Source organism: Microcoleus sp. B3-D2, assembly GCF_036705345.1.
In the GTDB taxonomy this organism is placed as follows: Bacteria; Cyanobacteriota; Cyanobacteriia; order Cyanobacteriales; family Microcoleaceae; genus Microcoleus.
The window spans coordinates 17,661-30,644 of sequence record NZ_JAUBUG010000046.1; the positions used below are offsets into that span (position 1 = coordinate 17,661).

Here is a 12,984-nt window from a genome sequence, read left to right on the forward strand (position 1 = left end):
GATTTATCTTTAAAATTGATTGTGGCACGGGCGTCCCGCCTGTGCAGTTGATTGTGGCACGGGCGTCCCGCCTGTGCAGTTGATTGTGGCACGGGCGTCCCGCCTGTGCAGTTGATTGTAGCTGAAAAAATCCTATTATTGACCTAATTCAATGTTAAACCTACTAATTGAGCCACTCAAATTCGAGTTCATGCGAAATGCGATCGGCGTCGGCATTTTGCTAGGAATTCTCTGCGCCGTTGTGGGTTCCTATTTAATTGTACAGCAAATGGGAATGATGGTTGACATGATTGCCCATTCAGTATTAGCAGGATTGCCAGTAGCTTTTTCTTTAGGTTTCAATATTTCGATCGGCGCGTTTATATCGGGAATTATCAGCGCGGTAATTATGGCGTGGATTCAATCCCAATCTCGTTTAAAAATTGATGCTGTGATGGCATTAATTTTATCTACATTCTTAGCAATTAGCGTCACGCTAATTAGCCTGTTGCGGACAACCAAATTAGATTTAGACGGGTTTTTGTTCGGGAATATCTTGTCAGTTGCACCTGCTGACGTGCAGCAGACTTTTGTCATAACTTTGATTATTTTGGTAGCGGTTAAACTCCTTTACAAAGAATTGCTCTTTTATACTTTTGACCCGCTGGGGGCGCAAGCGTCCGGTTTGCCTGTAAACTGGATTTATTTGGGGATGATTTCGGCGATTACGCTGACGATTGTTGCGAGTTTGCAAACTGTGGGGGCGCTGTTAGTAATTTCGCTGTTAATCGGGCCGGGAATAACGGCGTATTTGTTGGTAAAAGAGCTACATTTAATGATGGGATTGGGAGCAATTATTGGAATTACAGCTAGCGTGACTGGTATGTATCTCAGCTATTATTTTAATATGCCATCGGGTGCGGCAATTGTATTAGTTATTTTTGGGTTATTTTTAGGGGCTTTGCTGTTGAGCCCCAGTCAAGGAATTTTGACAAGAAAGAGAGGATAACAGTCCTGGACGCACTCTCTCTGTTGTACGATTGCGAGGTCGAGTTTACCTTCGTTCCACATTTGGTAGAACGGGTGTTTCAGCAGGTGGTTTTGGTCGAGAATACTGTGGAGTTGTTCGAGAAATTGCTGTTGGGTGATAATTGTCGATCAGTGCAGTCACTAAAATGTTATTGTAATTTAGCATTTTGTCAAGACCAAGTTTTTAATTTTTATGTTTTGGTCAAACTGGTGCGCCCGTTATGACAACTTAGCGCCCCCGAACTCTTTGTCGCGCATAGATTTATGACCAAACCAGCAATTCACCTCCACAGCCGCCCGCGGCGAGAAACTGGCCTTCGGGATGCCATGCGAGACAGGAAAAACCGCCCTCTGCACCTTCTAGAATTTGCAGCAATTGTTCTGCTTCGTCCCACAAACAAACTTGACCGTCTGCGGCTGCGGAAGCTAATAAAAATGTGTTAGGTTGAAACGCGATCGCATTTACAACTTTTTCATGCACTTCTAACCCCCACGAATCCCAACCGACACTTTCATCAGCGTGTTTTTCCCACACTGAAATGCCTTCCGAACTCGCAGCAGCTAACAAAGGCGCACCCAAGGAATTAGTTTTATCCGACCAAGCTAACTGCCGAACTTTCCCCGGAAAACCCTGCATTACCCAGGGTTCAAAATTTCCCCATTCATTAACAATTAGAGTATTGTCCATATTGCCGCAAGCTAAAAATTCCCCTTGTGGCGACCAAGAAACTGCACCTGTTGCGGAGGGTACTGATAAAATTTCCGGGTCTTCGTCCCAGTCTTCGCCATGCCAAACTTTGACGCCTTGATAGCCGCTAACTGCCAGATATTGAACCATAGGATGCCATGCTAAATCTAAGATAGATGATGAGTCGAAATTCAGCGTTACTTCAACAACATTATCCTCAGCATTCCAGACTTGAACGTAGCGGCCCATACTGAAAGCTAACTGGTTGCAGTTGGGACTCCAAGCTAACTTATCAACCCAGACGCGCTGGTTATCCAAATCAGCAATTAATTCCCCAGAATTAACGCGCCAAATTCGCACTTTTCCATCTTGTCCGCCAGCAGCTAGGAATTGACTGTCGCGGGAAAAAGACAAGCAATCGGCTGATTTACCCGTGGCAGTTTGTAGCGTTTGCAAGGACAATTCATTAACTGCCCCTACTTTCGCCAGCATCACTTCGCCCGCAGCAGAACAGACTGCTAAAGTTGTACCATCCGGCGACCAAGTAACAGAAGTTACGTAGTCAGACAGCATTTCTTTAGCGTGAAATTGCAGGGTTTGTTCACTTTTATTGGTCTTTTTGTTAGCCATATTTATTGAATCTGAGATGTTGCACTATTCTTAAAAACGGGCAAGATGCCCGTTCCACAAGAGATGAATTTTATTCCTGTGGAACAGGCATCTTGCCTGTTACCTTCCACAAGAAATGAATTTTATTCCTGTGGAACAGGCATCTTGCCTGTTCCTAAAAGGCTTATTAAAAATGCTTCAATATGTCAGTTAAACCCGACATTTCTGAAAATCCTCTCGCAATTGATTTTCGTTTAAGTCGCGACCGATAAATACAAGCTCGTTTTTCGGAGTTTCTGTAGCTTTCCAAGGCCTATCCGGCCTGCCGTCGAACACCATATGTACTCCTTGGAAAACAAATCGCTGGTTGTCTCCGGCGACATTCAAAATGCCTTTTGTCCGAAATATATTCGGGCCTTGAGTTCGCAACAATTCCTCCATCCAATCGCTAAATTTGTTGCGGTCAATGGCGCCGGATTCTACTATGGCTACTGAGGTAACACTTTCGTCGTGTTCGTGAGTGTGTTCGCCCAAAAAGTCGGGTTCGATTTCTAATGCCCGGTTCAAATCAAATGCTTTAACGCCCAACAAAGCATCCATTGCTAATTCAGCGTTGCGGGTACGGTGAATTTTTGCCATTGCATTCATGGCGCGAATTCGCTTTTCTAATTCTGCCAATTCTTCCTCAGTCACTAAATCAGTTTTGTTGAGCAAAACTACATCGGCGAATGCAATTTGTTCTTGAGCTTCGTCTGCGTCCCAGTGCTGCCAGATGTGCTTGGCATCGACTACGGTGACAACTGCATCTAGCAGCAATTTGTCCCGCATATCTTCGTCTACAAAAAATGTTTGAATTACAGGTGCGGGGTCGGCTAAACCTGTGGTTTCGATGACTATGTGATCGAATTTGTCTCGCCGCTTCATTAAGTTACCGATAATCCGAATTAAATCGCCTCGGACTGTACAGCAAATGCAGCCGTTGTTCATCTCGAAAATTTCTTCGTCGGCATCAATTATCAGTTGGTTGTCGATGCCTACTTCGCCGAACTCGTTGACGATGACTGCAACTTTTTTGCCGTGTTCCTCTGTTAAAATTCGGTTGAGCAGCGTGGTTTTTCCTGCACCCAGATAGCCCGTGAGAACGGTAACAGGAACTGATTCGATCGCCCCAGCAGTCACCATACTTGACCTCGATTATTGTACAATGATAACCATTATCGCTATTCTACACTAGACTTGCTGGCCGTGGTCACAATATTAAATAATGTTAATAAATTGTTGGTGAGAGCTTGTAGGGGCGAGTTTTACCAATAATATTTGCTGCAATTCAAAATATCGATCGACCCGCCCCTCTCAGATGACAATTAATTGTTAATCATAGCTGCTATTCGATCGCGCTCTAACTCTCGACCGATCAGCACTAATTTGGTTTGGCGGAGTTCCGAAGGTTGCCAGGGACGATCGTAAAAATATTCTATCCGCGATCCCACACCTTGCAACACCATCCTCATCGGTTTCTTGGGAACCGCCACAAACCCTTTAATCCGATAGATTTCCTCCTGCTGCATCAAGGATTGCAGTTTTTTCACCAAAGCTTCAGGTTCAAATTCGCGATCGGCAATAAAGAAAGTCGAGTTAATATCATCATCGTGTTCGTGTTCCTCCTCTGTGTCATGGTGACTCGGGCGAGACTCCAAATCATCCTCAACCGCCGCATTAAATCCCATGAGCACATCAGGGTTAATTTCGCCACCTTTGCAAGGCACAATTTTCACACTAGGACGCAACTCTTGCTGCAACCAGCTTTGGACTTTCTTGTGAGTTTCCGCATCTACGCGATCGACCTTAGTCAAAAGTACCATATCGGCACAGGCTAACTGGTCTTCAAACAATTCCTCGATCGGAGTTTCGTGATCCAAACTATCATCAGCCTGTCGCTGTGCCATCAAAGCATCGATATCACCGACAAAAGTACCGCTAGCAATAGCTTCGCAATCGACAACAGCAACAACACCGTCTACAGTAGCACCCGTGCGAATTTCCGGCCAGCGAAAAGCTTGAATCAAAGGTTTAGGAAGTGCGAGGCCAGAAGTCTCTATTACAATACAATCAATTTGTTCTTTACGCTTCAACAATTCCTGCATAGTCGGCAAGAATTCCTCTTGAACAGTGCAGCAAAGACAACCATTTGTTAGTTCTACAATATTGCTGCTGACATTTTCTTCTTCGTCGCAAACTTGACAATCGCGCAGCAGTTCTCCGTCAATTCCAATTTCGCCAAATTCGTTAACCAGAACAGCAATGCGGCGACCTTGATTATTTTGCAATAAGTGGCGAATTAAGGTAGTTTTGCCGCTACCGAGAAAACCAGTGATGACAGTAACAGGAATTTTGTGCATTGATAATTTTGTGCTTATTTGGTAATGGGATATCTCGTTCCCAGGCAGAGCCTGGGAATGCTAATCAAGAGGCTGTGCCTCGCTGGAATAAAAGATCCGTTTTAATAGGAGGCAGAGCCTCTAGGTATGTGTTACCAGGCAGAGATAGTATGTGACAACTTAAGACTGAAGCCTACAAGAAAAATCGCTTTTCGGCCAAGTCTAGATCCCCCTAAATCCCCCTTAAGAAGGGGGACTTTGAGAATATTTCTTGTCCCCCCCTTATTAAGGGGGGTTAGGGGGGATCTAGATTTCGATAAAAACAAGAGAGACGGTGGGTTGAACGTTAAGTTGTCACCAAGGGGCAGATCCTAAAAACAAGAAAAACTCTAATTAGGAAGCGGTGGAATCTTTGCTAAAACGCCTTTTTTGAGAGCTTGAGGACGCTCAGACCAAGGCAACAAACCGTCCGGTTTAGCATAGTATTGACCCGCGCATTCGAGTACAGCCTCGACGCTTTCCGACTCATTTGCTGGTAAATCGCCAAACAGATAAGTGTACTTCCCCACAGCAGCAAAACACACCGCACAAGAGTGACTGCAAGCACTCATGCACTCAACCTCTTGAATCTCAAACTTATCAGAAAACTCCCAATCTTTAGCGAGTTGCGACAAATTTTCCATGAATTGTTGACCGCCGCTTTTGCCTTCGCGCTTGCCGTTTTTCCAAACACTAGCGCAAGCAGTGCAAACAAGTAGACTGTGCTTTGTGCGTACAGCCGCATTAATTCCATCCATCATCCGTACCTCGCAGATGCGTTCCAAAGTGAGTTAGATATCGGCGGGCATTCTGACTTGAGAAACCACAACGGTTTCATTACAGTTGCGGGACAGCGCCGGACTTGCACCGAACTTTCCCCGTTTCCTCTAACGGCTGCTCCCCGCTAGAACCGATCGCGAAATCACATCATACCGCACTTGCCGCCTTTTTGGAAAAAAGTTATGTTGGTAATCTCGATCCATCAAAAAAAAAATAACTCTTTGTGGAACAGGCATCTTGCCTGTTGCTGACAGGATATAACCCCACAAAAAAAAATAACTCTTTGTGGAACAGGCATCTTGCCTGTTGCTGACAGGATAGAAACCCATCCCAAAAAAAATCACTGTTTGTGGAACAGGCATCTTGCCTGTTAATGACGGGCTAGATGCCCCTCCCACAAGAACATTACTACAAACTATATGAACGCCTCCCCCGATTTTTCCACTCACGGCTATCAGATTGAAAAACAACTCGGACACAACAGTCTCGGCGGCCGAGTTACATACTTAGCGAAAAATACGAATACTAAAAAAATAGTTGTAATTAAGCAATTTCAATTTGCCCAATTAGGTGCTAGCTGGGCAGAATATGAAGCTTACGAACAAGAAATTAAAGTTTTGCAAAAACTGGATTTCCCGGGCATTCCCCGCTATCTCGATTCTTTTCAAACTGACAGCGGTTTCTGCATGGTGCAGGAATACAAAAATGCCGAATCTGCTGTCGCGCGGACTTTTTCGCCGCCGGATATCAAGCAAATTGCGATCGCAACTTTAGAGATTTTAGTTGACCTGCAATCTCATAAACCGCCGATAATTCACCGCGACATTAAGCCAGAAAACTTGTTAATAGATGACGAACTCAATGTTTATTTAGTAGACTTCGGTTTTGCTCGGCTAGGAGGTGGAAATATCGCGGCTAGCAGCGTCGTCAAAGGCACGATGGGATTCATGCCACCGGAACAAATGTTCAACCGAGAATTAACCAAAGCATCCGACCTTTACGGCTTGGGGATAACGCTGATTTGCTTGTTAACTGGTACGAAATCTGCGGATGTCGGTAATTTAGTTGATGCCAATTATGGCATTCATTTCCGGCATTTAGTACCGCCATTGCAGCAGGGTTGGATGAATTGGTTGGAGAGGATGGTAGCGCCGAGATTGCAAGACAGATATCCATCGGCTGCGGATGCTTTAACTGCGCTAAAATCTTTGGATGTCAGCAGCTTGCCGAAAGTGAGAATTGAGCGCGATCGCATTCAATTCACTGCTACTGAATATGGAGAAATCTTAACACAGACGATTGCCATTAGCAATCCAATTCCCCATACAATACTTTGTGGCAGGTGGGAAGTCGCGCCGCATCCGAACGATCCGCCCCACACGCCCTACGACCACTCTTGGATTTCCTTTGAACCGCAGGCATTTGAAAGCAATAATATTGAGTGCAAAATCGCCGTCGATACGAGCAAATTGCTGGAAAGTCAAACTTACAACCGCCAAATCATCTTGCGCGCAAATTCTGAACCAGAAACTCATACAATAGAATTGCAAGTCACAACAGCCCCGCTGCCCGTACCGCAGAAAACTAATTTTTTGTCGGTATTCAGGCTGACTTTTATGTGGTGTTTGATTTTACCACCAACTTGTATGTACGGTTTGCTGTTAATAGTTTTGATACTTTTCTTGAGTGAAATTCCTAATTTCCTCTCTTCGCCGGGTGGCTTCTTTTGGCATTTTGGGACTACTACTATCATGCTTCCCATCAGTGTTACGAGTGGCTTCTTAGGATTTTCAGTCGCCGAAATCGCCATTGCAGCCAAATTAAACAAATATGATTTTAATTGGTTTTTAGCTTTATGTGGAGGGTTAATAGGATTGATATTTTATAGTGTTATTAGCAGCAGATTAACCAGTATTCTTTTTGATATCGCGCAGGGTACGATCGATTATAAATTAATGAGCTTTGTGTATGCTGGGTCAGTGCTGGCTTCGCTCGCAGTAACTTTATTGGGAGCCTTAATACTAGGAAGGATTACAAATGTTACGCTCAAAAAGGTTACGATAGTAGCAGTTATTATGCTGCTTTTATCATTTTCATTGTATGCTGATAGCTTCATAGTCTTCTGGATTCTAACGCTGGCATCCCTGATTTACAAGATAGTCAATTCGGTATTTAACAAGCTGATTGACCAGCAGATAGCCAGACAAATTCTTGAAGTAGATGCTACCAAAAGAGCTTTTCTTACTGCCGGATTTTGTATGAGTTTGTCAGTAGCATTTCTACTATATTCAAACTTGGAATCTCAATTAGAATGGGTTGAACCAAGAGAAATATTAGTTGTAGGAGTAACAACAATGACATCTCTAGCCGTCACTGGAATTCCGTTAATTGACTCGCTCGTTTTTAAACCAAAAAGAATACTTGCCAACTATCGCAAATCCCGACCAAATTTAATTAAACCGTAAAAACTTTTTCGCAGCAAGGACTTTCAACCTCAATGACTGAAGTCCTCACTAAAAACCTTACCCAACATTAAGAGTCTGCATTCCTGCCTGTTGTTGGCGGATTGTTTCGAGAGTTCGCTTTAAATCCAACTCTTAAAAACCTCGCTATTAACTATCACAACTCTCAACCACTAACTATCAACTATCAACTCTTTACCTATGAATGCTTTTCCTGACTTTTCCAACTACGGCTATCAAATAACCCGCGAACTCGGACACAATCGCGCTGGCGGTAGAGTTACTTATCTCGCTACCGAAATTAATACCAAACGTTCCGTCGCCGTCAAACAATTTCAATTTGCCCAAACAGGCGCTAATTGGGCTCAATATCAAGCGTGCGAACAAGAAATTCAGATTTTGCGAGAACTCGACTATCCTAGCATTCCCCGCTATTTAGATTCCTTCCCAACTGCATCGGGTTTCTGCATGGTGCAAGAATACAAAAATGCCCCTTCCTTGGCAAATTCTAACCGCTGGAAGCCCGAACAAATCAAGCAAATTGCTATCTCTGTTTTAGAAATACTCAAATACCTGCAAAATCGGGTTCCGCCAGTCATCCACAGAGATTTAAAACCCGAAAATATCTTAGTAAATGACCGGATGGATGTCAGCCTTGTCGATTTCGGATTTGCTAGAATCGGCGGGGGAGAAGTGGCCGCCAGCAGCGTTGTTAAAGGCACTTTGGGCTTTATGCCGCCAGAACAAATGTTCAATCGGCAGCTAACTGTTGCATCGGATTTATACAGTCTCGGCGCGACGCTAATTTGCTTGCTAATCGGCATCAATTCTACCGAAGTTGGCAGTTTGATGGACGATACCGGGCGGATTAATTTTAAACATCGCTTGCCGCAGCTAACTCCAGAGTTTCTTGACTGGCTGCAAAAAATGGTGGAACCCAATTTCAAACACCGCTATCCTTCGGCGGATGCTGCCCTCCATGCTTTGATTCCCCTAGAGGTAGTTCAGCAGCGTAACAAGTCAAAACTCGCACTGATATCAGTCAGATTATTAACAGCAATTGCTGCTATTTTTATTCCTTTGCTCTGGGAATTTCCAGAACCTGAAACAGCAGTCGATATCAAACCAGTAATCAACGCAGTAAGGTTAAATCCTCAGACTCAAGTGATGTTGACTGACGAATTAGAATCGACAAAGACTAGATATTTTTGGTCTTTGAAGCAAAAGAAAAAAGTCTATTTTGCTGTAAGTGCTGCTAACTTGCCAGAAGGAGAATATAGAAGTTATTGTAAGCTTGTCAACCCTCAAGGACTATTCGCAGCCCAGAGTCAATCTTATTTAAAAACGACGGGCGATCGATTAAATACTTGGTGCTGGTACAATTTTCAAAAAGATGACAAACCTGGCAATTGGCAGTTTCAATTTTACTTAGACGGTCAAAAAGTGACGCAAAATAGTTTCAAGGTCTTACCTTAACCTTGTTCCCGGCTGGCAGTTAATTTCTTCGTCATCTTTGCAATAACGTTGTTCCGGGCTGGCAGTGAATTTGTTTGCCGTCAAAAGTTGGCGGACTCCAAATTTCTGCATAACTTGCGTTCTCCCGATCGCTCTGGCATATAGCATGAATAGTTCTTATTAGATTGCTACCCTTTTCTTTGTAAGCAAATACTGCGCCAGTGTAGGATTTATTGGGGGGGTTCCTCTCTGTCGGTTTGGCGATCGCGATAGCGATCGCGCTTTCAAATTGTGCTGGTTCGCGGTGATTGTGCCTAGTTTGAACCGGGCCCATGAATGAGACGATCGTGTAATGATAGTTCTCGGTCTGTTTTTTAATTCCCAGACCCAATTCTGCAATGGAATCGCTAAATTGACCGTACTCTGCATAGTAAGCTTCCTGCCCTTTATTGATGCTTGAAATAGCTTGTGGGTTTTCTGAATATCTCTTACCGCTTGACGAGCCGATCATATTGAGTTTGAAATCGTAAGAAGACGCTATTATGCCAGCCATAACCGCGCTGTAAATTGCAATCCTCGGCAGCAAACTGGATACTGGCAATCTCGATTTTTTACTGACTTTAGCTACATTGACTGACATTTTTTAAGCTGCCATAAAGTAAATTTGCCAAGCTTGTAGGGTGCCCCACAAGCACCCTACAAACTATAAATTATGCAGTTTCGTGCTGTTTGTGCCATGCGGGATGCCACAGCAATTCAGCAGTCGATCGCTTCTCGACCATTTCAGGAGTAATCATACAGTTAGCCACATCCTTGCGAGAAGGCAACTCGTACATCACATCCAGCATTAACTCCTCTAAAATGCTGCGGAGAGCTCTCGCGCCAGTTTTGCGTCGATAGGCTTCCTGGGCGATCGCCCGTAGCGCTTCCGGCTGGAATTCCAATTCCACGCTGTCCATCTTCAACAGCTTTTGATACTGCTTTACCAGCGCATTCCGGGGCTCAGTCAATATCTGCATCAAAGCTGCCTCATCCAGCGGCGAAATCACCGTCACCACCGGAATCCGCCCCACAAACTCAGGAATCAAACCAAACTTGACTAAATCGTCCGGCTGTACCTGCTGCAAAATATCAGCGGCCCGCTTGTCTTTCGCCGGCAAAGTCGAGTTGCTGTCGCTTTCCGTTGGCTGAATAAAGCCCAAGGATTTTTTACCCAAACGCTGTTCAACTATTTTTTCCAAACCGACAAAAGCACCGCCACAAATAAATAGAATTTTGCTCGTGTCAACTTGAATAAAATCTTGGTAAGGATGTTTGCGGCCGCCTTGCGGGGGCACGTTAACCACCGTTCCTTCCAACATTTTTAGCAGCGCTTGCTGCACTCCTTCTCCTGATACATCCCTAGTGATCGAAGTGTTTTCGCTTTTGCGAGCAATCTTGTCAATTTCATCAATATAAATAATGCCACGTTGCGCCGCTTCAACATCAAAATCGGACATTTGCAACAGCCGCAGCAAGATATTTTCTACATCGTCGCCGACATATCCAGCTTCTGTCAGAGTCGTCGCATCCGCTACCGCAAACGGCACTTCGAGCATTTGCGCCAAACTTTGCGCTAACAAAGTTTTGCCACAACCTGTGGGCCCGACTAGCAGGATGTTGGATTTTTGCAGTTCTACATCGCTGTCAGGGGAAGACTTGTCGCTATCTTTAGCTTGGTCAACGCTCAAGCGCTTGTAGTGGTTGTAAACTGCTACAGAAAGGACTTTTTTTGCTGAATGCTGACCGATGACGTGGTTGTCTAAATGCTGCTTAATCTCTGTTGGTTTCGGAATTTGAGCTAAAACGATTTTCGATTTATTCGATCGACCCGGGCGCCGCGTTCCTTGTCCCTGAGACTCTCGCACCTCTGATTGGGGAATCTGTTGACCAATTGTTTTACTGGAGTCAAAGAACTCCTCCTCTAAAATTTCATTGCACAGTTCCACGCATTCATCGCAAATGTAGACGCCGGGCCCAGCTATTAACTTGCGGACGTACTCTTGCGACTTGCCGCAAAACGAGCATCTGAGATGGGAGTCATATTTTGACATATTTGCCTCTTACTTTACGGTTGCGGTTGCTTTTTTCTACTGGGGAAGTTGCCACGGGAGCGACCTTAGCTTTGCCCTAGAAGGGTTTCCCGAGCGGACACCCAAGCCAGTCAAGCTTCGCGATCTCTATTTCTAAGTTAACACTTTTGAGGCTTTAGTCATTAGTCATGAGTCATTCGAGCCAATTTGAATTTTTATTTTTCACTTGAAAGTAAAGCGGCCCGGGCTTACCATTTTTTGTATTCCAAAAATTTTCCCGACATAATTATTTTCACTCGATCGCCTTTTGGGTCTGCTTCTTTCTCGACATCCATAGTAAAGTCGATCGCGCTCATAATCCCGTCACCAAATTTTTCCTGTATCACTGCTTTGAGCGGCATCCCGTAAACCTGAATTATTTCATAGAATCGATAAAGCAGAGGGTCAACTGGAACCGAGGCATCCAAAGAACCTTTTAACGGAGGTTCACAGAGAACCGCAGCCGTCTTGCTATCTAGTCCCAAAGCCGAGACAATTTTCTCGGCTTCCTCTTCTGATGCGGTAGCTTGACGGTAAATAACCGCCGCAATCCAAACTTCGTCGCGCCCCAAAACTTTTTCCAAATCTGCAAAACTAATTCCCTTAGCTTTTTTAGCCGCCAAAAGCTTTTCTGTAATTCCTGAAATTGCCATTAAATATTCTCCCTTTCACTTCAGTGTCAGATGTGCAATATTTCTCACATTTTGGTGATTTTGTCAATACTAATTTGAGAATAAAAATCGAATTGATAGCTCGGAACTTCAGCAAAAGTTGGTCTCGTTAACCCCCACAACTCATACAATTTGAGATTTGAGATTTGAGATGTTAGATTGGCAATGACTGATGACTACCAGGGTTGAGAGCTAGTCAACAGTTGCATTCTTTTTGCCAACTGGTACCACAACTGATACAACTGAGAAATCCTAAAATAACTCATAACAGCCCTGCGACAATGGTACAGTTGGCAGTATATGTAATAAAAGTTACACACGCACATACCTTCGGCATTCGGCAAACGGCTGAATTTTGATCGTGCTAGCCTGAAGCTCAATCCTCGCTCACGCAGGCAAAGCCCCTTTACACTCAAAACCGGCAACTGACAAAAGTATGGAGATTCAGACCAAAGATTACACGCTCCAGTACGATCGCGCTACGCAAACAGTCACCTGTAGCGGCTCGTTCCGACTCAGCCAGGTGGAAGAATACGCACCGATCGTCGATCTGCTCAACGAAGTGGCTGACTCCTGCCCAAACACGGTGACTCTAGACTTGCGAAAGCTAGAATTTTTAAATAGTTCTGGAATGAATATTGTCTCAAAATTTGTGATCAAAGTGCGCCAGCAAAAAAATATTCAAATCGCCATCAAAGGTTCTAAACAGATCCCCTGGCAGATAAAATCCCTGAAAAACTTGCAGCGGCTGATGCCTTCCTTGCACTTAGAATTGGAATAGTA

At 44.3% G+C, this 12,984-nt stretch carries 11 protein-coding genes and 1 riboswitch; of the genes, 4 read left to right on the plus strand and 7 right to left on the minus strand.

Going from position 1 to position 12,984, the window contains the following annotated elements; translation table 11 throughout:
- Positions 1–151: 151 nt before the first annotated feature.
- Positions 152–988 carry a metal ABC transporter permease gene (locus QUB14_RS18065; protein WP_333218451.1) on the plus strand — a complete coding sequence of 279 codons (837 nt, stop codon included), beginning with the start codon at positions 152–154 and terminating at the stop codon, positions 986–988.
- Between the two features lie 282 nt (positions 989–1,270).
- Here the strand turns inward: QUB14_RS18065 and QUB14_RS18070 are convergent, their stop codons facing one another.
- From QUB14_RS18070 to QUB14_RS18085, 4 genes are all read right to left on the minus strand, one after another.
- A complete protein-coding gene (locus tag QUB14_RS18070; protein WP_333218450.1) occupies positions 1,271–2,326 on the minus strand; it encodes a WD40 repeat domain-containing protein in 1,056 nt (351 codons plus the stop codon).
- A gap of 189 nt (positions 2,327–2,515) precedes the next feature.
- Positions 2,516–3,487: a GTP-binding protein gene (locus QUB14_RS18075; RefSeq protein ID WP_333218449.1), complete on the minus strand. Its 972-nt coding sequence runs from the start codon at positions 3,485–3,487 to the stop codon at positions 2,516–2,518.
- A gap of 182 nt (positions 3,488–3,669) precedes the next feature.
- On the minus strand, positions 3,670–4,704 hold the full coding sequence (cobW, locus tag QUB14_RS18080) for a cobalamin biosynthesis protein CobW (RefSeq protein ID WP_333218448.1): 1,035 nt from the start codon (positions 4,702–4,704) through the stop codon (positions 3,670–3,672).
- A gap of 368 nt (positions 4,705–5,072) precedes the next feature.
- A complete protein-coding gene (locus QUB14_RS18085; protein WP_333218447.1) occupies positions 5,073–5,483 on the minus strand; it encodes a DUF1636 domain-containing protein in 411 nt (136 codons plus the stop codon).
- Positions 5,484–5,505: 22 nt separating this feature from the next.
- A riboswitch (cobalamin riboswitch) is annotated at positions 5,506–5,652 on the minus strand.
- A 269-nt stretch (positions 5,653–5,921) separates the two neighbouring features.
- Here QUB14_RS18085 and QUB14_RS18090 point away from each other — a divergent pair.
- Both QUB14_RS18090 and QUB14_RS18095 read left to right on the plus strand, forming a co-directional pair.
- Positions 5,922–7,967 carry a protein kinase domain-containing protein gene (locus tag QUB14_RS18090; protein WP_333218446.1) on the plus strand — a complete coding sequence of 682 codons (2,046 nt, stop codon included), beginning with the start codon at positions 5,922–5,924 and terminating at the stop codon, positions 7,965–7,967.
- A gap of 198 nt (positions 7,968–8,165) precedes the next feature.
- A complete protein-coding gene (locus QUB14_RS18095; RefSeq protein WP_333218445.1) occupies positions 8,166–9,440 on the plus strand; it encodes a serine/threonine-protein kinase in 1,275 nt (424 codons plus the stop codon).
- Positions 9,441–9,471: 31 nt separating this feature from the next.
- Here the strand turns inward: QUB14_RS18095 and QUB14_RS18100 are convergent, their stop codons facing one another.
- The 3 genes from QUB14_RS18100 to cynS all read right to left on the minus strand — a co-directional run bounded on the left by QUB14_RS18100 (position 9,472) and on the right by cynS (position 12,183).
- Positions 9,472–10,059 (minus strand): type IV pilin-like G/H family protein, encoded by a 588-nt coding sequence (locus QUB14_RS18100; protein WP_333218444.1) that lies wholly within the window; start codon positions 10,057–10,059, stop codon positions 9,472–9,474.
- A gap of 70 nt (positions 10,060–10,129) precedes the next feature.
- Entirely contained in the window at positions 10,130–11,512 is a 1,383-nt protein-coding gene (gene clpX / locus QUB14_RS18105) for an ATP-dependent protease ATP-binding subunit ClpX (RefSeq protein ID WP_333105768.1), read from the minus strand.
- A 227-nt stretch (positions 11,513–11,739) separates the two neighbouring features.
- Positions 11,740–12,183 (minus strand): cyanase, encoded by a 444-nt coding sequence (gene cynS, locus QUB14_RS18110; RefSeq protein ID WP_190662463.1) that lies wholly within the window; start codon positions 12,181–12,183, stop codon positions 11,740–11,742.
- Positions 12,184–12,637: 454 nt separating this feature from the next.
- Between cynS and QUB14_RS18115 the strand changes: the two genes are divergently transcribed.
- Positions 12,638–12,982, plus strand: a complete 345-nt coding sequence (locus QUB14_RS18115) for a slr1659 superfamily regulator (protein ID WP_190662465.1) — start codon at positions 12,638–12,640, stop codon at positions 12,980–12,982.
- Positions 12,983–12,984: the final 2 nt, after the last annotated feature.